The organism is Rhodanobacter sp. 7MK24 (assembly GCF_014842995.1).
Taxonomy (GTDB): domain Bacteria; phylum Pseudomonadota; class Gammaproteobacteria; order Xanthomonadales; family Rhodanobacteraceae; genus Rhodanobacter_A.
This window is the reverse complement of the sequence record NZ_JACYXL010000002.1, coordinates 348278-374638: the sequence shown is the minus strand read 5'-3', so window position 1 is coordinate 374638 and position 26361 is coordinate 348278. Positions and strand designations below refer to the sequence as shown.

Sequence of the window (26361 nt, the reverse complement as noted above, 5' to 3'; positions counted from 1 at the left end):
CCTCCTCAGCGCGCAGCCGGGCTGTAGCGCAAGGTCAGGTACCAGGTGCGGCCGGGCTGGTTGAAGTAGTACACGGTCTCGTAGTCGCGGTCGAAGGCGTTGGCCAGCTTGGCCTCGACCTGCCAGTCCTGCGTGAAGTGCCAGCTCGCGCGCAGCGCCAGCGTGCTGTAGCCGCCGAGGCGATGCGTATTGGCCGCATCGTCGTAGCTGTAGCCCGCGGCATACCAGGTGGTACCGATCCCGAACGCGCCGAAGCGGCGGTCGATGTCGACGCGCGCCATGCGCTCTGGGCGGCGCGGCAACAGGTTGCCGCTGTTGGCATCCGCGGTAACGTCGCCCACATCCTTCGGCTGTTGCAGGGTGAGGTAGCCCTGCACCTGCCAGCCGTCGAGATCCGCGCCAACCTGGCCTTCCAGGCCGCGGATGCGTGCCTTGCTGACGTTGAACGGTACATAGTTCTGGTTGGGGTCGAGCAGGATCAGGTCGTCGATCCTGGTCTGGTAGGCGCTTACGCCCCAGTTCCATATACCCAGCTGCTGGGTCACGCCCACTTCGGCGCTGCGCGACTTCTCCGGCTTCAGGTCCGGGTTGGCCGACGGGATGCCGTAGTACGGCGGGTAGTACAGGTCGTTGAAGGTCGGTGCGTGGAAGGCCGTGCCGTAACTGGCGTACACACGCAGGCCGTGGTCGAAGTGGTAGCCCCAGGATGCCGCTCCGGTGTCGTGGTCACCGTACTGCTGGTTGTGGTCGTGGCGCACGGAGAGCTGCACTTCGTTGTTGCCGAACGTGCCCTGGTACTGCGCATAGGTGCCGGTGTCGTCGCGGCTGTCGGCCAGGTAGCCGGTGCTGCTGTCCAGGTGTTCCTGCTGGTAGTCGACACCCACCGTCAGCAGCTGGTTCGAAGTGAGTTCGATGTCGTTCTGCCACGAGAACTGGTTGCGCTGCGAGTTGAAGTAGCCCGTCTGCGCCAGCGGGTAGTACGCGCCGTAGTACGAGCCCTGGTAATAGGTGGTGGAGAGATCCTTGCTCTGGCCCGCGTTCAACGTGACTCCCCACGCTTCCATCGGCGAGAAGCTCAGGCGCACGCCGGCCACGCGCTGCTCGTTGACCGCGTCGTTGCCGCCGTACGGGCTGCCGGCGTAGTCCACGTCGTTCTTGCTGCGCAGCCAGGTGAAGGCCAGCTCGGTGCCGTTGTCCCAGCGATAGCCGGCGTTGGCCGAGCCGTTCCAGTTGCGGTAGGCGTCGTCGCGGGAATCGTCCACAAAGCAGCCGGCCATCGCCTCGGCCGCACCCATCTTGCAGCCTGGGAATCCGCTGGTGTATTCGCCGCCCAGGTTGAGGTTGTACCAGGCATGCTGGTCGCCGCCGGACAGGCCGGCCTGGCTGCCGAACAGGCCATGGCTGCCCGCGGTCATGCTCAGCGACGGAGTGACGCCGCCGTTGGCGGAGCCATGGCGGGTGAAGATCTGGATCACGCCGCCGATGGCGTCGGCGCCGTACAGGCTGGAGCGCGGGCCGCGCACGATCTCGATACGCTCGATCTGCTCCACCGGGATCTGCTCCAGCGAGGCGAAGCCGGCGGTGACCGAGCCGATGCGCACGCCGTCGATCAGTACCAGCGTGTGCGTGGAGTTGGTGCCGCGCATGAACAGCGAACTGGTCTGGCCGAGGCCGCCGCTCTGGGTGGTGTTCACGCCCGGCAGGCCGGTGAGCAGGTCCAGCACCGACACCGGCTGCAGGCGCTCGATGTCGGCGCGGGTGATCACGGTGACCGACGACAGCGTGTCGTCGACAGTGACCGCCGTGCGCGTGGCGGTGACGATCACCGGATTCAACGCGCTGGCGTTGTCCTGGTCGGCGGCGTAAGCAGTGGAGAAGCAGCACAGCAGCGCTGCGGCCAGCAGGGTCTTTTTCACGTCTCGTTCCTCGGCCGCGCGCCCGCGCACGGCGTTGCGTTCAATCAATGGGCCGGAAACGGAGGTCGGGACGAAGGCAGGCAGGCACGGCAGGGCCGGACATGTCTGTTCGGCCTCGCCCACCGCGAGCCAGCAGTCATGTCCGGGCCGGTCTCCGGGCTGGCGAGCGACGGCGCTATCGCCGTCATGCGCGGCGCCTTCCCATGTCGTCGGACACAGTGGCGTTGGCCGCGGGTTTGCTCGCTTACCGTTGCGGGGGCAGCGCCGGCCTTGCGGTATGACACCGCGCACCGGCTTCCCGTTTCATCCCTCCGGCGAATGCCGTCGGGACACCTGGACGCCGCGCAGTCTAGCAGGTCGCGGGCTTTGGACGGCCGGATGCCGGCCATGCCTCGCGCCGATGGGCTTACGAGGATTGGCCGGCGATCCAGCTGCGGCGGACGTTGCAGCTGTCGTCCATCGCAACGAGGTCGGCGCGATAACCCACCGCGATGCGGCCGTGGCTGGCGCTAAGGCCGAGGAAGTCGGCGGGATAGGTGCTGGCCATGCGCACCGCCTCGTCCAGCGGCAGACCGAGCATTTCCACGGTATTGCGCACGGCGCCGGCCATGTCCAGGGCGGAGCCAGCCAGCACGCCGTTCGCGGTCTGGCAGATGCCGTCCTTCATGACGATGGTTTCGCCGTTGAGCACGTAGCTGGGATCGTCCGCGCCCACCGGCGGCATGGCATCGGTGACCAGCAGCATCTTGCCGCGCGGTCGTGCCGCGATGGCCGCGCGCAGGCTGGTCGGATGTACGTGGTGGCCGTCCACGATCAGGCCGCACCAGTTGTCGGGGTCGTCCAGCGCCGCGCCCACCACGCCGGGCTCGCGGCTGCCGAACGGCGTCATCGCGTTGAACAGATGTGTGAAGCCACGTACGCCAGCAGCCAGCGCGGCGCGGGTGGTGGCATGGTCGGCGGCGGTGTGGCCGGCGTTGACGATCACGCCGGCGGCGGCGAGCCGCGCGATTACGTCGTGCGGCAGCCGCTCGGGCGCCAGCGTCACCAGCCGCACGCCGCGATGCGGCGCGCACAGCATGGACACCTCTTCCTCGCCCGGCGCGTGGAACCACTTGGGATCGTGCACGCCCTTGCGTTCGGGCGCGAGATAGGGGCCTTCCAGATGCACGCCGAGCAGTCCCGGCACGCCTTCGTCGAAGGCCTTGTCCACTGCGGCCAGCGCCGCGCGCATGGTATCCAGGCTGTCGCTGATGAGCGTGGGCAGGAAACCGGTGGTGCCGAACTTGCGGTGCGCGACGCCGATGGTGCGGATGGCTTCCACCGTGGGTTCGGCATTGAACAACGCGCCGCCACCGCCGTTCACCTGCGTGTCGATGAAGCCCGGCACCAGCAATGCGCCGCCGAGATCCTGCACTCGTGCGGCGTGCACGGCGGCATGGTCGTGCGGCAGCAGCCCGACGATGCGTTCGCCGTCGACCAGCACGGCGAGGTCGTCGCGCCAGCCGTGGACGGTGAGGACGCGGGCATTCGTGAGGGCGATGGTCATGGCGAGGGCATCCCGTTGGAAGCGAACGGTGCAGGAGCGCACCCTGTGCGCGATTGCCTTGCACTTCGATCAAAGCAAAAACAATCGCGCACTGTGTGCGCTCCTACCAAGAGGAAATCAGACGGTTTCGGTGACCTTGTTGAGGTGCGGCGGCACGTCGGGGTTGAAGCCGCGGCGCAGCGCCAGCGCGCTGGCGGCACGGTAGAAACTCTGGATGGTGAGCAGCGGCGTGCAGATAGCCGGAAGGCCGGAGGCGAGCGGCAGGAAGCCTTCGCCGCTCAGGCCTGGTGCGGCCACCAGCACCTGTGCGCCGCGACCGCGGAACTCGTCCGCCACGGCCAGCGTGCTTTCCAGCGTGCCGTCGTCCTGCGCGAAGCAGAGCACCGGGAAGTGCGGGCCGACCAGCGCCATCGGACCGTGCTTCACCTCCGCCGCGCTGAAGGCTTCCGCGTGCAGGCCGCAGGTTTCCTTGAACTTCAGTGCCGCCTCCAGCGCGACGGCGAAACCGAAGCCGCGGCCGACCACGAACAGGTTGTGCGCATCGACCAGGCCGTCGGTCAACGCCGACCAGTCCGCATCCCAGCTCTTGCGCAAGGCATCGGGCAGCGCTTCCAGTGCAGCGATCAGCTTGGCGTCGCCATGCCAGCGCGCGCACAGGTGCAGGATCGCGGCCAGGGCGGCCACGTAGCTCTTGGTGGCGGCCACGCTGCGCTCGGGACCGGCGTGCAGCGGGATCACCGTGTCGGCCACCTGTGCCAGCGGCGAATCCTCCACGTTGACCATCGCCACCACGCGCGCTCCGGCCGCCTTGGCGGCTTGCGCATTGCGTACCAGGTCGGGGCTCTTGCCGGACTGCGAGATGGCGATGAACAGCGCACCTTCCCATTGCTGCGGCGCCGCGTACACCGAGGTCACCGACGGCGAAGCCGAGGCGGTGACGATGCCGAGCTGGGTTTCGAACACGTATTTGGCGTAGGCAGCGGCATGGTCGGAGCTGCCGCGCGCGCAGGTGACGATGAAGCGTGGCGGTTGCGCGCGCAGCGCGTCGGCCAGCTCCGTCACCACGCGCTCGTTGGCGGCGAACTGGCGCGCTACCACGTCGGCGGATTCGTGCGCCTCGCGGAACATCAGGGTGTCGCTGGCTTGCATGGGCATCTCGCGTTTGAAAGAGGGTCAGTCGGCGTGCAATTCGGCGACGAAGTCGTAGATGTCGCCGCGGTACCAGGAACAGGTGAACTCGACCACGCGACCGTCGTCGAGGAAACTGCGACGCTCGATGTTGAGGCCCGCGCTGCCGGTGGCCACGTGCAACTGGCGTGCATGCTGCACGCCCAGTGACACCGCGCGCAGGCGCTGCAGTGCGCGCCTCGGGCGGCAGCCCAGCGACTCCAGCACCTCGTAGAGCGAATCGCGCACCACGGTCGGGTCGGGCAGCACGCTGGCGGGGACGACGCTGCGCTCGATCGCCAGCGGTTCGTCCTGTCCGTAGCGCACGCGGTGCAGGCGCGCCACCAGCGTGCCGGGCGACAGGTTCATCGCCATCGCCTCTTCCGGCGTGACCTCGCCCACGCTGCGCTCGAAGAACTCCGAACGCGGATGCAGGCCGCGGTCGCGCAGATCCTCGGTGAAGCTGGAAAGCCGCGACATCGGCTTGACGATGCGCTCGGCGATGAAGGTGCCGGCGCCGTGGCGCTGGGTGAGCAGTCCTTCCTCGACCAGGCCGGCGATGGCCTTGCGCACGGTGACGCGCGACAGCTTCAGTGCCTGCGACAGGTCGCGCTCGCTGGGCAGCGCCTGGCCCGGCTCGATGGCTCGCTGCTCGACCACGTTGCGGATCGCGCTGCGCAGACGCAGGTAGGCCAGCGGCTGATGGCTGGTGGGGTCGCGGCAAATGCGGCGGTATTCGCGGGCCAGGGCGGTTTCCATGCCAAGAAGATACCAATAGCAAACCATTGGCTGCAAGCGGTCTGGACGTCCATTTCGTGGACCATGGAGAAAATCGAGCTCCGGAGCGGCTTCCGGGGCGTCAATGAATTCGTATGCAAAGCGGTGCTTGCCCTGGTATCCCACTGGTACTATCGTCGTGCGACGGGCCGAATCCCCCTCCGGCCTGCCCGTCTTCCCCGTATTGAGGTGATCGCGTGACGGCTACTTTCCAGACGGTCGATCCGTTCGACCTGGTGATCTTCGGCGGTACCGGCGACCTTGCCTTGCGCAAGCTGCTGCCTGCGCTGTTCCATCGTTACCTCGACGGCCAGATCCCGGCCGGCAGCCGCATCGTCGGCGTGGCCCGCGAGCCGCTGGACGACGCCGGCTACCGCGCGCAGCTGCGCGAATCGCTGGTCGACAAGGGTGCCGACGCCGCGAAGCTCGACACCTTCCTGCAGCAGGTGTTCTATCGCCCGCTGGACGCGCGCAAGGACGAAGGCTGGGACGCGTTTGCCGCGATGATCGGCGAGCAGCCGAAACACATCCGGGTGTTCTACCTCTCCACGTCGCCTGAGTTGTTCGAGGACATCTGCCGCCGGCTCGGCCAGTGCAACCTCAACGGCGAACGCTCGCGCGTGGTGCTGGAGAAGCCGATCGGCCGCGACCTGGCCAGCGCCAACCGCATCAACGACGCTGTGGGCAAGGTGTTCGCCGAGTCGCAGACCTATCGCATCGACCATTACCTCGGCAAGGAAACGGTGCAGAACCTGCTGGCGTTGCGCTTCGGCAATGCGTTGTTCGAACCGCTGTGGAACGCCAGCCACATCGACCACGTGCAGATCACCGTGGCCGAGACACTGGGCCTGGGTCGCCGTGCCGGTTACTACGACCGTGCCGGTGCGTTGCGCGACATGGTGCAGAACCACCTGCTGCAGCTGCTGTGCATGGTGGCGATGGAACCGCCGGCCTCGCTGTCGCCCGACGCGGTGCGCGACGAGAAGCTCAAGGTGCTGCGTTCGCTCAAGCGCATCGACAACGGCAACGCCGCCCAGCTCACCGTGCGCGGCCAATACCGCGCCGGCGTAGCCGAGGGCCAGTCCGTGCCGGGCTACCAGGACGAGCTCGAGGGTTCGAAATCCGATACCGAAACCTTCGTGGCGCTCAAGGCCGAGATCGAAAACTGGCGCTGGGCCGGTGTGCCGTTCTACCTGCGCACCGGCAAGCGCCTGCCCGAGCGCGTTTCCGAGATCGTCGTGGCGTTCAAGCCGGTGCCGCATTCGATCTTCGGCACCAGCGCCGGCCCGCTGGCGCAGAACCGTCTGGTGCTGCGCCTGCAGCCGGACGAGGGCGTGAAGCTGTGGCTCACCATCAAGGACCCCGGTCCCGGTGGCTTGCGCCTGCGCCACGTGCCGCTGGACATGAGCTTTGCCGAAGCCTTCGGCGTGGCGCAGCCGGACGCCTACGAGCGCTTGCTGCTCGACGTGGTGCGCGGCAACCCTACCCTGTTCATGCGCCGCGACGAAGTGGAGGCGGCCTGGCGCTGGGCCGATCCCATCCTCGCCGCCTGGGCCGAAAGCGGCGAAGCGCCGCGCCCGTACGCCGCCGGCACCTGGGGGCCGAGCGCGGCGGTGGCCCTGATCGAGCGCGATGGCCGTACCTGGCTGGAAGACAGCGAGTAAGGCAATGGCGAACATCACCACGCAAAACTTCGCCGATGCCGACGCACAGGCCGAGGCACTCGCTCAGAATGTTGCCGCGCAACTGCGCGAAGCCATCGCGGCGCGCGGCGGCGCCGTGATCGCGGTTTCGGGCGGCACCACGCCCAAGGCGTTCTTCGTGCAATTGTCGAAGCAGGAGTTGGACTGGCCGACCGTCACCGTCACGCTGGTGGATGAGCGCTGGGTGCCGGACACCGACGATCGTTCCAACGCAAGACTGGTGAAGTCGAACCTGCTGCAGAACGCCGCCGCCGCCGCGAACTTCGTGCCGCTCTACACCGGCGCCGCCACGCCGGAAGCGGGGCTGGCGGAAGCCGAAGCAAGCATCGTCGCGTTGCCGGCGCCGTTCGATGCCGTGGTGCTGGGCATGGGCGACGACGGCCATACCGCATCGTTCTTCCCCGGTGGCGACCATCTCGCCGAGGCCACCGATCCCCACGGCACGGCGAAGGTGTGGCCGATGCATGCAGCGGGCGCCGGCGAGCCGCGCGTCACGCTCAGTCTGCCTGCGCTGCTCGATACCCGCGCGCTGTACCTGCTGGTGCGTGGTACCGGCAAGCGCGATCTGCTGGCAGCCGTGCAACAGGGAGTGGATGCCGCAAAGGATTATCCGGTGCGCTCCGTGGTGATGCAGGTCAGCGTGCCGCTGGCGATTTATTGGAGTCCTTGATCTCGATATTGCTTCGTAGGCATGGCAGCAAAGCAAAAGCGCCGTGCCTGATTGTCCACAAAGTGCTTCCTGCATTTTATGGACTCGCCTGATCCGAACTTGTTCGGATCAGGCCCCGCGAAGCAGGCGCTTTGCGCCTGCTTCGCGGGCGGGCCATCCATGGCCCGCTTCCCTCCCTGATTCCCGGAAACGTGTCATGCCCCTGCACCCTGTCGTCGCCGAAGTCACCTCCCGCATCGCAGCGCGCAGCCGCAAGAGCCGCGCCGACTATCTCGCGCGCATCGACGCCGCGCGCCGCGATGGCCCGCATCGCGCGCGGCTTTCCTGCGGCAACCTCGCGCACGGCTTCGCCGCGTGCGGCGAAAACGACAAGGCGGCGCTGCGCAGCGGCCATGCGTCCAACATCGGCATCGTCACCGCATACAACGACATGCTCTCGGCGCACCAGCCCTACGAGCGCTATCCCGAACTGATCCGCCGCGTGGCACGCGAGGCCGGCGTCACCGCACAGGTGGCTGGCGGCGTGCCGGCGATGTGCGACGGCGTCACGCAGGGCCAGGCCGGCATGGAGTTGAGCCTGTTCTCGCGCGAAGTGATCGCCATGTCCGCCGCGATCGCGCTGTCGCACGACATGTTCGACGGCGCGCTGATGCTGGGCATCTGCGACAAGATCGTGCCGGGCCTGCTGATCGGCGCGCTGAGTTTCGGCCACCTGCCCACGATCTTCGTGCCGGCCGGGCCGATGCCCAGCGGCATTTCCAACGACGCCAAGAGCGCCGTGCGCCAGCGCTACGCCGAAGGCAAGGCTTCGCGCGACGAGCTGCTGGAAGCCGAGGCCGCGTCCTATCACGCGCCGGGCACCTGCACCTTCTACGGCACTGCCAACTCCAACCAGATGCTGATGGAGATCATGGGCCTGCACCTGCCGGGCTCCAGTTTCGTCAACCCGAACACGCCGCTGCGCGAAGCGCTCACCGAAGCCGCCGTGCACCGCCTCGCGACGATCAGCGCGCCGGGCGAGCACCACACTCCGCTCGGCCACATGATCGACGAGCGCACCATCGTCAACGGCGTGATTGGCCTGCATGCCACCGGTGGCTCCACCAACCACCTGCTGCACCTGGTGGCGATGGCGCATGCGGCCGGCATTGCGCTGACGCTGGAGGATTTCGACGCGCTGTCCGGCGTGGTGCCGCTGATGGCGCGTGTGTATCCCAACGGCTCCGCCGACGTGAACCACTTCCACCAGGCCGGCGGCATGCCGTTCCTGATCGGCTCGCTGATCGATGCCGGCCTGCTGCACGGCGATGCGCACACGGTATGGGGCCGCGGCCTCGACGCCTACCGTGGCATGCCCGCGCTGGACGCGAACGGAAAATTGGCGTGGAACGAGGTAAGCGAAAGCGCCAACCGCGATGTGCTGCGTCCCGCCAACCAGCCGTTCCGCGCCGACGGCGGCCTGCGCGTGCTGCAAGGCAACCTCGGCCGCGCCGTCATCAAGGTGTCCTCGGTGCCGGGCGACCGGCTGGTGATCGAGGCACCCGCGGTGGTGTTCCACGATCAGGACGACGTGAAGAAGGCCTTCGACCGCGGCGAACTCGACCGCGATTTCATCGCCGTGGTGCGCTTCCAGGGGCCCAAGGCCATCGGCATGCCCGAGCTGCACAAGCTCACGCCCACCCTGGGTCTGCTGCAGGCACGCGGGCACCGCGTGGCTCTGGTCACCGACGGGCGCATGTCCGGCGCGTCGGGCAAGGTGCCCGCGGCCATCCACGTCACGCCCGAGGCCATCGACGCCGGTCCGCTGGGCAAGCTGCGCGACGGCGACGTCATCCGTCTGGACGTGATTGCCGGCACGCTGGAGGCCAAGGTCGATGCCGCCGAATGGGCCGGGCGCGAGCAGGCGCATGCGGATCTCTCCACGCATCACGCCGGCATGGGCCGCGAACTGTTCGCCACCCTGCGCAACGCGGTGGGCTCGGCGGATGCCGGAGCCACCATCTTTGCCAAGCACGACCGCCACCACGCGGCCGATGCCTGATCTCCACAAACTGTAGGAGCGCATCCTGTGCGCGATCGCCTTTCGCGCACAGGGTGCGCTCCTACGCCAAGCCCGTACCTGTGAGCCATCCCATGACCGCACAAGCAACCAAGCAACAGCAACTCGCCGATATCCTCGCGCTGGCACCCGTGGTGCCGGTGGTCATCATCGACGAACTGGCGCATGCCGTACCGATGGCGCGCGCGCTGGTCGCCGGCGGCATCCGTGCCATCGAGGTGACGCTGCGCACGCCGGTGGCGCTGGATGCGATCCGTGCGATCGCCAGCGAAGTGGAAGGCGCGGTGGTGGGCGTCGGTACCGTGCTCGACGGCCAGCAGTTGGAAGCCGCGCGCGTGGCCGGCGCGCGTTTCGCGGTATCGCCCGGCGTCTCGCCGAAGCTGCTCGACGCTGCCGACGCCAGCGCGCTGCCGCTGCTGCCCGGCGTGGCCACCGCGGGCGAGGCGATGAGCCTGCTCGAACGCGGCTATAAGCACCTGAAGCTTTTTCCGGCTGTGCCCGTGGGCGGAACGAAACTGCTCGGCGCCTGGGCCAGCCCGCTGCCGCAGATCCGCTTCTGCCCCACCGGCGGCATCAGCCTCGCCAGCGCACCGGATTTCCTCGCCCTGCCCAACGTGGCCTGCGTAGGCGGTTCCTGGCTCACGCCGAAGGACAAGCTTCAGGTCGGCGACTGGGCCGGCATCGAGCAGCTGGCACGCGAGGCGGCGGCGCTGCGCTGAACATGCGCCGCCATTAGAGCCCGTTCAAAGGCTCCTGGTAGCGGAAGCAACCCTCGATCACCGTCACGCAGTCGCCGCCGATCCAGACACGGCCCTGCGCATCGTGGCTGATCGCCACGCGCCCGTCGCGCTCCAGTGCGGTGCCTTGGCGCACCATGTACGTGTCCGCGGGGCGCCGTCCCTGCGCATCGAGCAGGCACGCCAGTGCCGCGTTGGCACTACCGGTGACGGGATCCTCGCCGAAGCCGAAACGGCCTCCGGTCATCAGGCAACGCATTTCGAAGCAGGCAGGGCCGTCGACACCGTGCGGGCCGTAGATGGCCAAACCGTCGGTGCCGCCGGCCTGCGTCACCGGCGCGAGTATCGCGATGTCGGGCCGGAGGGCGAGGCAGTCGGCGGCTGAATTCATCCGCACCACCAACCATGGCGCGCCGTTGTCGACGATGCACGGCGGCGCTGCGAAATCGATCGCATCAGTGCGCAGCGCACGGATCAGCCCGGCATGCTGCGGCGCCGGCAGCGGCGTGATGCGGGCCGGCGGGGCAGCAAAGGCCCAGCGGCCGTGGTTGCGCTCGCTCAATTCGACCAGGCCGACGCCGCATTGCTGCACCAGCCGGCCCGGCCGGCGCGGCCGGTAACCGCTTTCGCGAAGAGCATGCGCGGTGCCCAGGGTGGGGTGTCCGGCAAACGGCAATTCGCCGCCAGTGGTGAAGATGCGCACGCGATAGTCGGCGTCCGGATCATCCGGCTTCAGCAGGAAGGTGGTCTCCGACAGGTTGGTCCAGCGCGCGATGGCTTGCATCTGCGCGGTGTCGAGTCCGTCGGCGTCGAATACCACGGCCAGCGGGTTGCCCTTGAACGGCACGGCGCTGAACACGTCGACTTGGCTGAAGCGAACGGTGTGCATGGTGTTCATCGGGCAACGGATCCTCTTGGAGCGTGTGCCTGCGGCAGGCCTTCTCTACAGACGATGCCAATCAAGCAGCGTCCGGCACGCGCAGCGGCGTGCCGATGCTGCGCAGCGCGGGGCTGACCATGCAGCTCAGCGCGATCGCGGTCAGCGCCAACCCCGCACCCGCGAACAGCGTGGGCAGCGAGATCAGCTTCAGCAGGCTGCCAGCCACTGCTGCCGACAGCGGCCCCAGGCCCATGAAGGTGAACATCAGCAGGCTCATCGTGCGGCCCATCATCTCTGGCGCGACGCGTTGCTGGATCCAGCTGACGATGGTGACCTGCGCGATGCCGCCCAGCATGCCGGTGGTGGCCAGCAGGGCGGCGCCGGTCAGCGTGGAGTGGTCGAAGGCCAGCGCGGCCAGTACCAGGCCGGCCACGCTGTCGATACCCAGCACCATCAGGCCCAGCCGGTTGCGCACCAGTTTCGCGGCGAGGCCGGACAGCATGCTGCCCACCAGCATGCCACCGCCGTTCGCGGTCATTAGGACGCCCAGCGCGGTGGCACCGAGAACCAGTCGGGTATTGGCCAGCATCGGCAGGCCGACCTGGATCGGCCCGCCTACGAACACCGACACCACGGCCGCATAAAGCACGAACGCACGCAGCGGCAGGTCGGCCCAGACCGCGCGAATGCCCGCGCCGACGTTGGCCAGCACGCCGCCATCGCGCGGGCGCGGATGATGGTCGCCGTGGACACGGATCAGCACCAGCGAGACCAGCGAAAACACGAAACTCAGCGCATCGATAGCGAAGGCGAGGCCGAGTCCGGTGGCATCGGCCACGCCGACGTGAACGCCATGCGCGCCGGTGCTGATGAGCAGGCCGGCCAGCGCCGGTCCCACCAGCATGCTCAGCTGGCGCATGGCCATGAACAGCGCGTTGGCCGCGCGCAGCTGCGTCGGAGGCACCAGCTGCGGCAGGATCGCCGATCCGGCCGGGTAGGCGAACGCGGTGGCGAGGCCGATGCCCAGCGCCAGCGCATACACGAGCCACATCTGGATGGCGCCCCCCAGCACCAGTGCCGCCAGCAGGCTCACCAGCAGCGCATTCACCCCGCGCGCCGCCAGCAGTACGCGGCGCGGGGAGAGGCGATCGACCACCGCGCCGCCGATCAGCATGAAAGCGGCACGTGGCAGCGCCATCGTCGCCAGAACCAGGCCCAACGCGGCCGGGCTGCCGGTGAGCTTGAGCACCAGCCAGGGCAGGGCGACCAGGGTGAACTGGTCGCCGATCGCGGAGATCGAACTGCCGCCGAACAGCAGGCGGAAGTCGCGCTGTGCAAGCGGTGAAGCGCCAAGCGGGGATGGCATGGAAATCCTTTTGGGGAGTAGGTCCGTGTCTTGCGGCCGGACGGCTCAGCCGGCCTCGGCCTGGGCATCGCGTGCGATGGCGGCGAGCCGGCGGGCGTGTTCGCGCACATCCTTCGGCCAACTGCGAGTATGGCGGTTGAAGGCATCGCGGTCACCGCGCCATAACGCGCGCGAGGCTTCCTCGTAGCCGGCAAGATCGCCGCCGACCACACGCATGAAGCGGTCGGCGGCTTCGCCTGCAAGGCGGGCCCGATCCTTCGCGCTGCCGTTGCGCCGCGCCTCCTCCACCAACCGCCGCAGCGTGGCCGAGGCGCCGCCGGGCTGGCTGTTCAGCCAGTACCAGTGGCGCGGCAGCAGGGTCACTTCGCGTGCCACCACGCCGAGCCGTGGGCGCCCCGCCCCGCGCGGCGCATCGCCTTCCGCGGCCGGTTGCAGGCGCGCCAGCACCTCGTCGGCACTGCCGCGGAAGTCGACTTCCACCGATTGGCCGGTGGCATCGTCGAAGATCAGCGGCGTGCATGCCGGGGCCTGGTCGAGCGCGCGCTTCACCGCCAGTGCCACTTCGGCAAGCGTGCCGGAGGCGACCAGCGTGTGGCCATCGAAGGCAGTGCAGCCGGGATTGGCAGGCGAAGACATGGATTGGTCCGGGTGGAATGGGTCGCTTATTTTTGTCCGGGTCAAAATCGATGTCAATAACACCCGGGCAAAATAGTCGGCCGGCCTGTCGGGGCGTTGGACAGAACTCCAAAGTTTGTACGTGCCTACACACACTTTGGAGATCGGACGCTGCACAGATTTTGGAGTTTTTCCGGCCTAATGCCACTACTTGATCCGTGCGGGCGATCGGTAGCGGCGTCTTGTACGTTGCACGCCAAACTCGGGCGGTGCGACACGGCGCCCAGGAGGACGTGGTGTCGCCATGCGCCCAAAACTGGCGCGGGTTAAATCGCCGACTCCCGCATCTCGTTAAGAGCCGATCGAAGTCGCGCCTTGCAAAAGATAGTCACTGAACGTTGCGAACGCTTCCCCAATATCTGCAGAAATGTCAGCTCGAATGCTTGGCCATTGCGAAACACGGAATTTACGGAAAATCGTGTAATTTGCGCCGATAAAAGTCCTGTGGACGTGTGGTACCGCCGCACCGCGCCTACCCTGTGAGTGCACCTTTCGACCGCTGGATGTGGTCAAGAATCCCTGCCACCCGTTTGCCTGCGGACGCTCCACCGGTCGCAAGTAATACGGAAGGAATGTTAACTCCGTGTCCGTAAATGGCTGCTCCCTTGGTTGGTTGCCCATCTGAAAAACCATGCGCCGCACTCTACAAAGGAAAAATTGAAGAGACTCAACTTTGTTGAATGTGTTTTGCGGACGAGTCACACGAAGCTCGACTCCAGGCATCGGTTCTAGAAAACCGTCTTGCCTACCGTCGGAAAGTCTTCCTGGCGGAGCCGCATCTAAAACAGAACATTCAAAGATGCCTGGCACATGTACTGCGTCGCGGATCTGTCTTAGTTCGACATTTAGCCACTCAGTAAAAGAGCGTGTGAATTCGCTCAATATTTGCCCCTCACTCTTGCGAGCTTGATCATTGGCAGCCGTGATCCTTTGCGTTTCCAGCTCTCTCTGCTGTAACTTCCGCAAAGCATCGAAGGTGCTTGAGCTCAATGGCGTGACTTGTGCGCGAGACTCCCATGAAGCTATCTGATCTAACTCTACAATCACCTCATGCATCGTTTTTAGCCGCCGATCTTCAACGCATATCATCTTCCCGAGTAGCATTTTGAGCAGATGATATCGACCGCTTTCAGCGAAAATGCTTGCATACTGTGCCTCGTGAATAGCCTCCCGAGGAAGCATAACGCCGCCGGAAATCATGTAATAAATCAATTTGCCAAGGGAGTAGACATCGGCTGCCTGTCGTACTTCTATTACACGGCCGCCCTCCATTTCGGGCGACATGAACACTCGCGGCCCAACTGCTTCATCCATCGGTGTTACGCGCTCATCAGCGTGCATGTAACAGATTCCAAAATCCGTCAAAATCGAATGATGGCCACCATCCTGAAAAAGTATGTTCTGAGGCTTGACATCCCGATGAATTACTCCAGCACTATGTGCTGCGGCCAAAGCGGAAGCCAGCTGCTGCGCGACTATCAATGTGCTGTCTAATGAATCCTTGTAAGTCAGCACACGCTTGCTCAAGTCGCCACCTGCAGCTAGCGGCATCACGATGAACATCGGTTGCTCTTTGTCTGCGGTGTTGACGGAGGAATGATCGATCAGCTTGATCACATGTTGATGATCTACGGATCTGATCGCCTCAATTTCCCTGATAAACCGTTCTGCTCGATTTTGGTTTTTCAGGCGCTTGAGCGCGACTGCCTCGGTGATTTCTCCAGATCTATCTGTGGCGTAAAACACTTCCCCTTGTCCGCCCGATCCCAGGGAATTCCCGAGGACCCATCTTTCACCGTAGGTCTTTGCCATTTCCTCTTCTCTCCAACAAGCGATGCCCGCTGGCTTTGATTCGCACAGCGATTAAGAGTCCACTAACTTTTTCGAGGCCGATCCCGCTAAATATGTTGCAATCTAAGGGCGTAACCTAAATTTGAGGCTCAGCTTCATGTCGTAAAACCCATCCATTCACCATCCACTCCATACCGCAGCCACGAGCTTTCTCGTGTATGAATCCAATAACCGATCCACTCATTGTCGAGGTCGAACTCATTTACGAAGTCGTCGCGAACAACCACTAAGACGCCCATGAATTCTGCACCAGAATCAAAGAGAAGCCATACACGGTCATTAGCCCCTACGGTGAACGCTATCGGCTCCAAGTCAAGCGACCACACATAAAGTCCGTCGATGTCCGAAGCGATATTTGGATTACGTGAAGTTGCAACATGAGGATTCAGGCTAGTAGCAACGCTTGGATTTATGCTGCTAGCGATTCTGTAATTTAGACTTGAAGCGACTCGTGGATTGATGCTGCTCGCGACTCTTGGATTTAGACTGGAGGCGACGAGGGGATTCCGGCTGCTCGCCACCCTCGGGTTTAACGAAGAGGCGATGCGTGGATTTAACGACGAAGCTACAAATGGATTAATTGATGATGCGATTCGCGGGTTTCTGCTTGAAGGAACGTTCACTGTGGCCTCCCTTAGGACGAACTATCTAGGTGAACTGCAAACCCTAATTGTGATCAATCACTGCCTTGAGTCGCGCCCTCGTACCGCGGGCACGATTTACAAAGCGCGGATCAATTTGAGCCACATGATCGAGGTGTCCTAGAAGACTCTTCACCGCACCCGCCAATTCGTCGGCTGACGCTGCTGCGCGAATTTCATCGAATCGTTGCTTGATTAACCTGTGTTGCTCCTTGGGAGCTCCGGTCTTACCACCGCGAATCTCGACACCAGTGATGACCTTGATGGATCGCTTGGATAGCACCTTAGATTTACCGGGATGGATCTTTACTCTTTGCTTGGCAAAAAGGCGTCTTGCCCATTCCAAATCTGTAAGCGAGGCATTTGGCATGGTTAGCATGATGTCGTCCACGTAAACCGACATCTTCCCGCTCCTTGCCTTCACTCTCTCCCACAACTGGTCGAAGCTTCGCTTATGACAATAAAACGCGACTACTTCACTGTGAACACCGCCCGTGGGTAGATGTCGTTGCTGATAACAGCACAGCTTTGCCAGGAGAAAAGCAACATCACCAGAACATCTCATCGCTTCAACGAAGAAACGGCGAACGTGTTGAAACGTAGTGCTGGGGTAGAAACTTTTGATATCCAGCTTGATTGATGGGTCGTCTTGAAGATGTTGCTGGGCATTTGTGATGAACGAGCGCCCCCGCACGCCCGAGTGGCGATATTCCGGGGGCAGAACCCGCCGAAGCAATACAGCAATGCGGGCCTGAATTTGTCGGAGCTTTGAGCCGTTTGCTTCTTTCAAGTTGACCGCTTGAATGGCACGCCCTTGATCTGTTCGCCAGACCTTATAGCTTCCTTGGGCTGCCGGAAGGTCTTCCAATTCTTGGCGGCTACCTTCCCAACGAAGAACGTGAAGCAACTGGCCTATGCCACGGATCCCAGATAAGGCGCAATCAGTGAGTGCGTATTGCTTCTTTGGGGTTTCCAGTCGGGGCGGCTTCTTCCTTTTCTGCACTGTCGTCATCCTCTCGTGCCACCCACTCGAAGAACTGCAAAAGTTTTCGCGCCCTTTCCTGCTGTTTGACGTCTTCCTTTCCTATTACTTGCTCTCGAAACATCAGGAATGTAGAAGCTGGAACTCCAAAGACTTCCGCATACCCATCCAGCAGCTCGATCGATGGCGGCTTCTTACCCGCCTCAATTTCCGAAAGATAGGACGTTGAAATGTTTAGCCGCTTCGCGAGCTCTACCTGCTTCATGCGATTGAACTCACGAGCTAGGCGAAGTGCTCTGTTAATCATTATCGTCTCCTAAAAAATTTGGAGAAGAAGGGTGTTGTGGTCGCCGTTCCGCTTACCGATTGAACCAGTGCCGTAGTGCCTCTGATACCCGCAGGACCAAAAGGCACCAACGGAACACCACCGGACTAAGCAACATCTTTTTCAACCGCCGCAGAAACCATTTCCACCAAGAACGCTGTCGGGCACTACTAGCAATGCTCATGTTTGTTGCCTCCAAGTTCGACATCAGGCCAATCCTGATGTCCCCTCGCTAAACCCGGAGACGGGGTCGGACAACGCTCTTCACCCTTCCTTCCACAGTGACGACGAGCCCTCGCTCGTCGTCACCTAACCTGACGAGCCTGCTCATCGCCGCCCCGAGCCGCCCGGGACCAGATGGCCCGGGGGTCCCGGATAGGACAGAGGTTCATCACCTCCACGAACCCCAGAACTGGGATTCCACTTTTGCGAGGGAAGCTCCTTACCCGTGCGAATAAGGTCGACCCTTGTGCCTAAGAGAGAAGATACTCTCGGCGAATAAATTTCGCAATAGGCGAATTTTGTTCGCCGTTATTTGCCACCCAGGACCGATCCTTGGTTCACAAGGCGACTGCACTCCTTCAGTGCCGGGAGTAGTACATCGGGGCGCCCGGTTTCAACGGGTCGGGGCAGCCATAGCGTTCAGCGGAAGCGGCCATCTGCGCATCGTCGGCATCGACGTGGTTCGCGACGCGTTCGCGGATGGACATGTTGCTCTCGGCGTCGAGCTTCAGGCAGTGCGGATCGATGGCGCCGAACTGGCTGCCGACGAAGCGGACCACGCCGGCGATGCCCTGCATGCGCGGATCGGCCATGCGAAACACCGGCATGCCGTGCACCGGCTGGTCGCTGTTCGGCACGCGGATGTTCTGCTGCCCGTACTCCGCTTCGGACAACCGGCCACCGCCGACGATGTAGCTGGGCGGCGTGGCGACGATCAGGCGGTCGATCGGATGCGGCATCGCAGATGGCGGAGGCGGCGACGCCGGTGTCGCTGAGCGCGTGGTGGGCACAGGCATCGGATGGCGCGCCAGGTAGTCGGCGGCATGCGTGGATCGCGGCAGCCGCGGCATGGCCGCCGTTTGCGGTGGTTCGGCAGGCGGCTTCCTCGATGGCAGCAAGCGCACGACCAGCGCATCCGCCGATGCTGTCAGCGTTTCTGCCGCAGGCCAGCGCGGGCCCGGCGGCGGTGCGAGCAGGAAGGCAAGGAAGCACAGGTGAATCAGCACCACGGCCGCCAGCGTGGCGACACGTGTCCAGCGCAGCCGATGGCCATACCGGATTGACCCTTCCCGTTCCGCCGATGCCGTCCGTCCAGTCATGTGGCGAGGTTCCATCCCGATCATGCGGCGCCGGATGGCGCACAGGCCACGACGAAGACCGGACGCCGGCCGGTTGGTTCCGTGCCGGCAGGCGATGCAGGCGTGAGCCGCGCTACGCGGCTTCCGGGGAAGGCTCAGCCAGTGACGTCGAGACGCAGCAACAGGTGTTCCTCGTCGTGGAACACATTGCCGATCTGCAGCGCCCGTGGCTGCACGCCCCAACGCACGAAACCCGCGGAACGGTACAGGGCCTTCGCCGCTTCATTCGTCGCGTTGACGCCGAGTCCGAGCTGGCGCACGCCATCGATGGAGCGCGCATGCGCGATCACCGCATGCAACAGGACGGCACCCAACCCGCGCCGACGCAAGGCTGGTGCCACATACATGCCCGCCAGCTCGGCGCCATGACGCAGCTTCTTCCGTTGTGGATGGACGAGGGCCACGAAACCGGCCAGGGCGCCACTCTCGAAGATGCCGAACATGCACATCGAACCGTCCGCGGCCGGCACGATGCGCGCTGCCACTTCGTCGATGCTGCGGGTCGCCTCGTCCTCGTGGCTGGCGCTGAACGCGTCCGGACTCTCACGCAGCGCCTGCAGCCGCAATGCCTGGTAGGCGGGAGCATCGTTGCGGTCGAGCAGTCGGATATCCATGGAAGTCGCCTGCGGTTGCGTGGCGCGAAGCACCGGGCAGCCATCGTTCCACGGTCAGGATATCTGCGGCAATCCGCGTCGCAGGCATTAAGCTCGCCGTCCTTCCGGAGCGGGACCCGTTCGATGATCTATGTGCTGGCGAGCGCGATCTGCAGCGTGCTGGTGTCGGTGCTGCTGAAGCTGGCGCGACGGTTCGGGCTGGACGTGGGCCAGATGGTGGCGTGGAACTACGTGATGGCATGCGCGCTTGCCGCGCTTCTGCTGCAACCTTCGCTGGCGCCGCTGCGCGCAGCGGGCGCGCCATGGTTTGCGCTGGTCGGCCTGGGCGTGCTGCTACCCGTGATCTTCCATGCGCTCGGCGCCTCGGTAAGGCATGCGGGCATCGTGCGTTCGGATGTGGCGCAGCGCCTGTCGCTGCTGCTCTCGCTGCTGGCGGCGTTCGTGCTGTTCGGCGAGAAGCTCGATCCGGCGAAGGCGCTGGGTTGCACACTGGGGCTGCTCGCGCTGCTGGGCATGGTGTGGCGTGGGGAGCACGGTCGCGGCGAAGGCAGCTCGGCATCGTGGTACTGGCCGCTGCTGGTATTCGCCGGCTTCGGCGCGATCGACGTGCTGTTCAAGCGCGTGGCGGCGGCGGGTGTGCCGCTGGGCACGTCGCTGGAGGCGATGTTCGTGCTGGCGTTGCCGGTGGCTTTCACGCTGGCCGCATGGGGGCGCCTGCGCGGCGGCGCGCGCTTCACCCTGCGCAACGCCCTGGGCGGCCTGCTGCTCGGCTTGTTCAACTTCGGCAACATCCTGTTCTACCTACGCGCGCACCGTGCGTTGCCGCAGCACCCTGCGCTGGTATTCGCCAGCATGAACCTCGGCGTGGTGGTGCTGGGTGCCTTGGCTGGCGTGCTGCTGTTCCGCGAGCGCCTGAGCCGCCTCAACGTCGCCGCGTTGGGGCTGGCGCTGTTGGCCATCGTGCTGCTGACACGTGGAGCGTGACTTCCGGGGCATGCGGCCGCGCGAAAGCGCTTCCTATGCTGCGACGGTCATCCCGAGGATCTCCCCATGCGCAAGCTTCCCCTCGCCGCGGCCCTGGCCGCCCTGCTGCTCAGCACCGCCGTGGCCGCCGACACCGGCAAGAAGGCCGACAAGGACGCGCAAGCCGGCACGCCCGAGGCGGCGCTGACCACGCCGCAATCTTCGACCAGCGAAGGCTCGGTGAGCGTGGAAGGCAAGAGCATCCGCTACCAGGCCGTGGCCGGCACCCTGGTGCTGCACGGCTCGGGCGACAAAGAACACGAGCCCACGGTGAGCATGTTCTACACCGCCTATTTCAAGAAGGGCGCGAAGGCGGGCGAGCGGCCGGTCACTTTCATCTACAACGGTGGCCCCGGCTCGGCTACGGTGTGGCTGCACATGGGTGCGTTCGGACCGAAGCGCGTGGTGACCGCGGACGACTCCCACACGCCGGCCGCGCCGTACCAGCTGGTCAATAACGACTTCAGTCTGCTTGACGCCTCCGACCTGGTGTTCATCGACGCGCCGGGCGCGGGCTTCAGCCGGTTGGTTGCCGACGACAAGGATCCTGGCAAGCGCGCCGAACAGATGAAGGATCGCGAGAAGGCGATCTATGGCGTGGACGGCGATGGCCATGCGTTCGCTCAGTTCATCACCCAGTTCCTGTCGAAGTACGGGCGCTGGAATTCGCCGAAGTACCTGTTCGGCGAGAGCTACGGCACCACGCGCTCGGCGGTGGTGGCCAACATCCTCACCAACGACGACAGCGTGGACCTCAACGGCGTGATCCTGCTGTCGCAGATCCTCAGCTTCGACAACAGCGTGGATGGCCCGGATACCAACCCAGGCGTGGATCAGCCCTACTGGCTGGCGTTGCCCACCTACGCCGCGACCGCCTGGTACCACCACAAGCTGCCCTCGCCGCCCGCCGACGTGGAGACCCTGATCGGCGAAGTGGAGCAGTTCGCCACCGGCGAATACGCACAGGCGCTGATCGCCGGCTCGCAACTCGACGCCGCGCGCAAGCAGGCCATCGCCGAGAAGCTGTACCGCTACACCGGTGTGCCGGCGGTGTACTGGGTGAAGGCCAACCTGCGCGTCAGCGGTGGCATGTTCGAGCACGAGCTGCAGGCGGACGACGACACCACCACCGGTCGCCTCGACACCCGTTTCTCCGGTCCGGCGCTGGATCCGCTGGGCAAGGAGTCCGACTACGACCCGCAGTCCTCGGCGATCAGTTCCGCCTACATCGCCGCCTTCAACGATTACGTGCGCAAGGACCTGAAATACGGCGACGGCCAGACCTACCGCGAATACGCCGACATTTCCCATTGGGACATGTCGCATCGCGCGCCAGGCAGCCACGAGGCGTTGCAGCAGTCCACCAACGTGATGCCGGACCTGGCCACGGCGATGAAGACCGATCCGAACCTCAAGGTGATGCTCAACGGAGGCTATTACGATCTCGCCACGCCGTTCTTCGCGGCGCAGTACGAGATGCGTCACCTGCCGATCCCCGATTCGCTGCAGCAGAACATCTCCTACCACTGGTACCCGTCGGGCCACATGGTGTATGCGCATGTGCCCTCGCTGAAGCTGCTGCACGACAACGTGGCGGCCTTCATCGAGAGCACAGACAACGTCAAACACTGACTGGCAGGCGCGTTGGGCGCGTGCTGAAATGCACGCCCCGCCAACCTGGAACCACCGCATGCGCGCCCTGGTCGACCGCTACCTCGATGCCTACAACCGCATGGACGTCGACGCCATGCTGGCGACGATGCAGGACGAGGTGGTGTTCGAGAACTACACCGGCGGCGTGTTGGCGTTGCGCACCATGGGCATCGCCGAACTGCGGCACCTCGCCGAAAGCTCGCGCCATTTGTTCTCGATGCGCCGGCAGACCGTCACTGCCTGGCGCGAGGCGGACGGGTGCGGGTATGCCGGCATCCGCTTCGAAGGGACCTTTGCCATCGACCTGCCCAATGGGGTGCGGGCGGGGCAGTCCATCGTGATGGAGGGGCGCAGCGAGTTTCGGCAGCATGATGGTCGGCTGGTTTATATCGCTGACCATAGCGGTTGAAGTTTGAGGAGATATGCCCCTTCCCTTTTTGGGATGAGGATTGGTGTCCGCGGTGACTTTCGGTTTGGTGTCGGTTGCGGGTTGCTTGGGATCGTTTGCAAGTAACGGAGCGGCTTCGGACGCCTGCCGGCGCCCGAGTTGCTTCTCTTTGCTGGCCACGTCATCGCAGGAGCAGTGGCGAACGGCGAAGCCGGCGGAAGGACGGAGGGCCTAGCCTGTCGCGGACTCGATCCGGGAATGCCCGGGGCAAAGAGCAGTAGCCAAGAGAAACGGCCTGATTCAGTCCACCTGAACTACGAGCAGGCCGTGTCGAGGATTTCGGAGTCCTCCCCGCCTAGGCGATTGACGAGACGGCCACGCCGCACCGTATCTGGAAACTGAAGATCCACCCGAAACGAAGACCCCACGCGCTCGTCATTCCGGCGCAGGCCGGAGGAGCTTCACAACAGCGAAGCTGGTCATCCAGTGACGGTAGAGTTTGGACAAGCGTAGTCGCTACTGGATGATTCGCTACGCTCGCTCCTTCGGGTCGCCCTGCGGGCGTTCCGTGCCCTGCATATTTGGTCCGGCCTGCGCCGTGATGAGGAGCCAAACCACGGACGCCTTGTGCCGGTTTGGCTTGGCTCGGCCGCAGCGGCGACACGAAACCGCTTCGCCGCTGGCGATATATCCATGAACGGCATCCCCTGCCTTTCGGCAGGGGCCCGTCTTCAGGCACATACATCGCCGCGCAAGCCGCGTCATAAAGGGCGCAACACCGGGAACTGACTCTTGTCACTGCATGCCGCGCAGGGTCACCCGCTATGCTGCGCGCCACGGAGGACACGTGAACATCTTCGCCCCAATGATCCGCCGACCCGTCGGCACCTCGCTTCTGGCGATCGGCTTGGCCATTGCCGGTCTCTGGGCCTATCTGTTGCTGGGCGTGGCGGCGTTGCCGTCGATCGAGTTCCCCTTCGTAGGGGTAATAGCGACGGATAGCGGCGCCAGCGCGCAGACCATGGCGAACACGGTGACAGCGCCGCTGGAACGGCATCTGGGCCGCATCCCCGGCATCAAGCAGATGTCGTCCGACTCCAGCGAAGGCGGTTCGCAGATCCAGATCCAGTTCGACATGAGCCGCAATTCGGACGAAGCCGCGCGCGACGTGCAGCAGGCGATCAATGCGGCCATGCCCGACCTGCCCACCGGCATTTCGCCGCCGCAGTACTTCAAAGCCGATACGTCGCAGATCCCCATCCTGCTGATCGCGGTGACATCCGCCAGCATGTCGGCGGACAAGCTCTACGACCTCACCGACACGCTGCTGCAACCGGCGGTGGCGCAGGTGCCTGGCGTGGCGCAGGTGCAGGTGGGCGGTTCGCCGCATGCAGTGCGCGTGGCGCTGCATTCGAATGCGATGGCGCACGTCGGCATCACCGCGAACGACATATCCAACGCCTTGACGGCGGCCAATGTCACCGCGCCGCAGGGGGCGCTCAGCAACGGCACCACGCAGTTCGCCGTGAGCATGAACGACTCGCTGCACACCGTGGACGATTTCGCCAAATTGATCGTCGCCAGCCATGGAGGCGTGCCGATTCATCTGGCCGACGTGGCGACCATCACCGGCGGCCAGCAGGACCAGTACGCCGCGAACTGGTTCAACAGGCAGCCCGCTGTGCTGCTGCAGATCAGCAAGCGGCCCGAGGCGAACTCGGTGGCCACGGTGGAGGCCATCCTCGCCCGTCTGCCCGAACTGCATGCGCTGATGCCGGCGGACGTGCAGATCCGCCCGATCTTCGACCTCACCAACACCACCAAGACCGCCTTGCATGAGGTCGAGGTGGCGCTGGTGCTGAGCGTGGTGATGGTGGCGCTGGTGATGCTGGTGTTCCTGCGTCGCGCACGGCCCACGGTGATCGCCATGTTCAGCGTGCCGCTGTCGCTGGCCGGCGCCTTCGTGCTGATGTGGACGATGGGCTTCACGCTCAACACGCTGTCGCTGGTGGCGCTGGTGCTGTGCGTGGGCTTCGTGGTGGACGACGCCATCGTGGTGATCGAGAACATCGTGCGCCACATGGAGCAGGGCATGTCGCCGCTGGAGGCCGCGTTCACCGGCGTGCGCGAGATCGGCTTCACGGTGATCTCGATCACGCTGTCGCTGATCGCGGTGTTCGGGCCGATGGTGTTCGGCAACAACATGTTCATCATGTTGATGCGCGAGTTCTCGGTGACGCTGATCGCCACCATCGTGATCTCCGCGCTGGTGTCGCTTACGCTCACCCCCGCGCTGTGCGGGCACTGGCTGGCGCACGAACACGACACCCCGGCGCGCAAGCCGGGCCGCATGGAGCAATGGGCCGAGCGTTTCGACCAGTCGTTCCTGCGCCTGTACGAACGCGGGCTGGACTGGGCGATGAAGCATCGCCGCCTGATGCGCTGGCAGCCGCCCATCCTGCTGATACTCACCATCGTACTGGCCGTGCTGGTGGGCATGACCGCCGGCGGCGGCTTCATGCCAAAAGAGGACATCGGCCTGCTGCAGGCCCAGGTCTCAGCCGACGCCAACGTTTCGCCCACACAGTTGGCAAAACGCACGCAGGACATCATCGACACGGTGCTCTCCGAACCTGCCGTACTCGATGCCACCACCATCCTTGGCGGCAACAACAACCCGGGCTCCGTCGGCAACACGTCCACCTTGTTCATCGACCTCAAGCCGCACGGCGACGGCAAGAACGATCGTCACGACACCGCGCAGCAGGTGGCGGACAGGCTGGCCGCGAAGTTCAAGAGCCTGGCCGACATGGAGGTGTCGGTGACGCCGGTGCAGTTCCTGGGCGGCGGTGGCGGCGGGAAAAGCAGCGGTCCGCAGTACACGTTCCAGCTCAGCAGCAACAACGGCCTGCCGTTGCAGCAGCCCACGCAAGCCGTGGCGCGGGTGATGCGCGGCATGAAGCAGTTCCGCGACGTCACCACCAGCTACGACACCATCGGCAAGCAGCAGATGCTGGAGGTGAACCGCAACGCGGCATCGCGCCTGCAAATCAGCATGGGCGAGGTGGACGACGCGCTGAACAAATCCTTCGGACAGACGCCGGTATCGACGATCTATTCCGACATCAGCCAGTACTCCGTGGTGCTCACCTCGGACAAGGCCGATTCGCTCAGTCCCGACGCGCTGCTCAACACTTACGTGCGCAACGCGCAGAACAAGATGATCCCGCTGTCCGCCATCGCGCACATCAAGCCGATCACCGCGCCGCTCACCATCAGCCATTTCAACCAGATCGAATCGTCCGCGATCAGCTACAACCTCGCCAAGGGCGTGACCCAGATCGATGGCATGAAGTTGGTGGACCAGGCGATCTACGCCGCCAACCTGCCGGACGGCGTGCAGAAGAAGTACACCGGCGACAACCAGAACCTGCTCGAAGCGCTCAGCGACGTGTTGTTCCTGCTGGTCGCGGTGATTGCCGCGATGTACGTGGTGCTGGGCATCCTGTACGAAAGCCTGATCCACCCGCTCACCATCCTCTCCACCCTGCCCGCCGCCGGCATGGGCGCCTTCCTCGCCATGCTGCTGACACATACCCAGCTCACCGTGATGTCGGTGATCGCGGTACTGATGCTGATCGGCATCGTGAAGAAGAACGCGATCCTGATGGTGGACTTCGCCCTCGTCGCCGAACGCGAGCACGGCAAGACGCCGCCCGAAGCGATCCGCGAGGCCGCGCTGGTGCGCTTCCGTCCGATCACCATGACCACCCTGGTGGCGATGGGCGCTGCGCTGCCGCTGGCCATCGGCTTCGGTATCGGCTCGGAAATGCGCCAGCCGCTGGGCATCGCCATCCTTGGTGGCCTGTTCGTGTCGCAGCTGCTGACCCTGCTCAGCACCCCGGCGATGTACCTGTGGCAGCACGACCGCCGCGAGCGCAAGGCCAGGCGCAAGGCGCTGCGCGAGGAGATCCGCCGGCAGAAGCAGGTGGCGAAGCAGATACCGGCATTGCCGAAGTAAACCGCA

Annotated in this window: 20 protein-coding genes and 1 riboswitch; of the genes, 8 read left to right on the top strand and 12 right to left on the bottom strand. The window is 64.7% G+C overall.

Features of this window, described 5'->3' with window-relative positions; all coding sequences use genetic code 11:
• Positions 1 to 5: 5 nt before the first annotated feature.
• From btuB to IHE49_RS06455, 4 genes are all read right to left on the bottom strand, one after another.
• Positions 6 to 1916 (bottom strand): TonB-dependent vitamin B12 receptor, encoded by a 1911-nt coding sequence (btuB, locus tag IHE49_RS06470; RefSeq protein WP_192156039.1) that lies wholly within the window; start codon positions 1914 to 1916, stop codon positions 6 to 8.
• A 127-nt stretch (positions 1917 to 2043) separates the two neighbouring features.
• A riboswitch (cobalamin riboswitch) is annotated at positions 2044 to 2268 on the bottom strand.
• A gap of 54 nt (positions 2269 to 2322) precedes the next feature.
• Complete coding sequence (gene nagA / locus IHE49_RS06465) at positions 2323 to 3462, bottom strand: N-acetylglucosamine-6-phosphate deacetylase (protein WP_192156037.1); 1140 nt, start codon at positions 3460 to 3462, stop codon at positions 2323 to 2325.
• 117 nt (positions 3463 to 3579) lie between these two features.
• Entirely contained in the window at positions 3580 to 4617 is a 1038-nt protein-coding gene (locus tag IHE49_RS06460; RefSeq protein ID WP_225578213.1) for an SIS domain-containing protein, read from the bottom strand.
• 18 nt (positions 4618 to 4635) lie between these two features.
• Positions 4636 to 5388, bottom strand: a complete 753-nt coding sequence (locus tag IHE49_RS06455) for a GntR family transcriptional regulator (RefSeq protein WP_192156033.1) — start codon at positions 5386 to 5388, stop codon at positions 4636 to 4638.
• A gap of 215 nt (positions 5389 to 5603) precedes the next feature.
• On the opposite strand from IHE49_RS06455, the gene zwf reads away from it, so the two are divergent.
• The 4 genes from zwf to eda all read left to right on the top strand — a co-directional run bounded on the left by zwf (position 5604) and on the right by eda (position 10557).
• On the top strand, positions 5604 to 7070 hold the full coding sequence (zwf, locus tag IHE49_RS06450; protein ID WP_192156031.1) for a glucose-6-phosphate dehydrogenase: 1467 nt from the start codon (positions 5604 to 5606) through the stop codon (positions 7068 to 7070).
• A gap of 4 nt (positions 7071 to 7074) precedes the next feature.
• Positions 7075 to 7779, top strand: coding sequence for a 6-phosphogluconolactonase (gene pgl / locus IHE49_RS06445; protein ID WP_192156029.1), 705 nt, complete (start codon positions 7075 to 7077; stop codon positions 7777 to 7779).
• Between the two features lie 202 nt (positions 7780 to 7981).
• Positions 7982 to 9820, top strand: coding sequence for a phosphogluconate dehydratase (gene edd, locus IHE49_RS06440; protein WP_304626365.1), 1839 nt, complete (start codon positions 7982 to 7984; stop codon positions 9818 to 9820).
• Positions 9821 to 9912: 92 nt separating this feature from the next.
• On the top strand, positions 9913 to 10557 hold the full coding sequence (gene eda, locus IHE49_RS06435) for a bifunctional 4-hydroxy-2-oxoglutarate aldolase/2-dehydro-3-deoxy-phosphogluconate aldolase (protein WP_192156025.1): 645 nt from the start codon (positions 9913 to 9915) through the stop codon (positions 10555 to 10557).
• A 13-nt stretch (positions 10558 to 10570) separates the two neighbouring features.
• On the opposite strand, the gene IHE49_RS06430 is transcribed toward eda, so the two are convergent.
• The 8 genes from IHE49_RS06430 to IHE49_RS06395 form a co-directional block, all read right to left on the bottom strand.
• Positions 10571 to 11473: a PhzF family phenazine biosynthesis protein gene (locus IHE49_RS06430; RefSeq protein WP_225578212.1), complete on the bottom strand. Its 903-nt coding sequence runs from the start codon at positions 11471 to 11473 to the stop codon at positions 10571 to 10573.
• Positions 11474 to 11534: 61 nt separating this feature from the next.
• Entirely contained in the window at positions 11535 to 12821 is a 1287-nt protein-coding gene (locus tag IHE49_RS06425) for an MFS transporter (RefSeq protein WP_192156023.1), read from the bottom strand.
• 45 nt (positions 12822 to 12866) lie between these two features.
• Positions 12867 to 13457: a DUF2239 family protein gene (locus IHE49_RS06420; protein ID WP_192156021.1), complete on the bottom strand. Its 591-nt coding sequence runs from the start codon at positions 13455 to 13457 to the stop codon at positions 12867 to 12869.
• Positions 13458 to 13787: 330 nt separating this feature from the next.
• Positions 13788 to 15308, bottom strand: coding sequence for a protein kinase (locus IHE49_RS06415; RefSeq protein ID WP_192156019.1), 1521 nt, complete (start codon positions 15306 to 15308; stop codon positions 13788 to 13790).
• A 705-nt stretch (positions 15309 to 16013) separates the two neighbouring features.
• Complete coding sequence (locus IHE49_RS06410) at positions 16014 to 17000, bottom strand: reverse transcriptase family protein (protein ID WP_192156017.1); 987 nt, start codon at positions 16998 to 17000, stop codon at positions 16014 to 16016.
• Complete coding sequence (locus tag IHE49_RS06405; RefSeq protein ID WP_192156015.1) at positions 16930 to 17277, bottom strand: helix-turn-helix transcriptional regulator; 348 nt, start codon at positions 17275 to 17277, stop codon at positions 16930 to 16932. The genes IHE49_RS06410 and IHE49_RS06405 overlap by 71 nt, the downstream gene beginning before the upstream one ends.
• 599 nt (positions 17278 to 17876) lie before the next feature.
• Positions 17877 to 18617 (bottom strand): hypothetical protein, encoded by a 741-nt coding sequence (locus tag IHE49_RS06400; protein WP_192156013.1) that lies wholly within the window; start codon positions 18615 to 18617, stop codon positions 17877 to 17879.
• 134 nt (positions 18618 to 18751) lie between these two features.
• Positions 18752 to 19270: a GNAT family N-acetyltransferase gene (locus IHE49_RS06395; RefSeq protein ID WP_192156012.1), complete on the bottom strand. Its 519-nt coding sequence runs from the start codon at positions 19268 to 19270 to the stop codon at positions 18752 to 18754.
• Between the two features lie 123 nt (positions 19271 to 19393).
• Here IHE49_RS06395 and IHE49_RS06390 point away from each other — a divergent pair, with 123 nt between their 5' ends.
• The 4 genes from IHE49_RS06390 (at position 19394) to IHE49_RS06375 (ending at position 26355) form a co-directional block, all read left to right on the top strand.
• Complete coding sequence (locus tag IHE49_RS06390) at positions 19394 to 20254, top strand: EamA family transporter (RefSeq protein WP_192156010.1); 861 nt, start codon at positions 19394 to 19396, stop codon at positions 20252 to 20254.
• Between the two features lie 66 nt (positions 20255 to 20320).
• Entirely contained in the window at positions 20321 to 21925 is a 1605-nt protein-coding gene (locus IHE49_RS06385) for a peptidase S10 (RefSeq protein WP_192156008.1), read from the top strand.
• Between the two features lie 58 nt (positions 21926 to 21983).
• A complete protein-coding gene (locus tag IHE49_RS06380; protein WP_192156006.1) occupies positions 21984 to 22355 on the top strand; it encodes a nuclear transport factor 2 family protein in 372 nt (123 codons plus the stop codon).
• A gap of 826 nt (positions 22356 to 23181) precedes the next feature.
• The gene (locus tag IHE49_RS06375; protein ID WP_192156004.1) at positions 23182 to 26355 is read left to right on the top strand and encodes an efflux RND transporter permease subunit; all 3174 of its coding nucleotides are present in this window, start codon (positions 23182 to 23184) and stop codon (positions 26353 to 26355) included.
• Positions 26356 to 26361 lie beyond the last annotated feature (6 nt).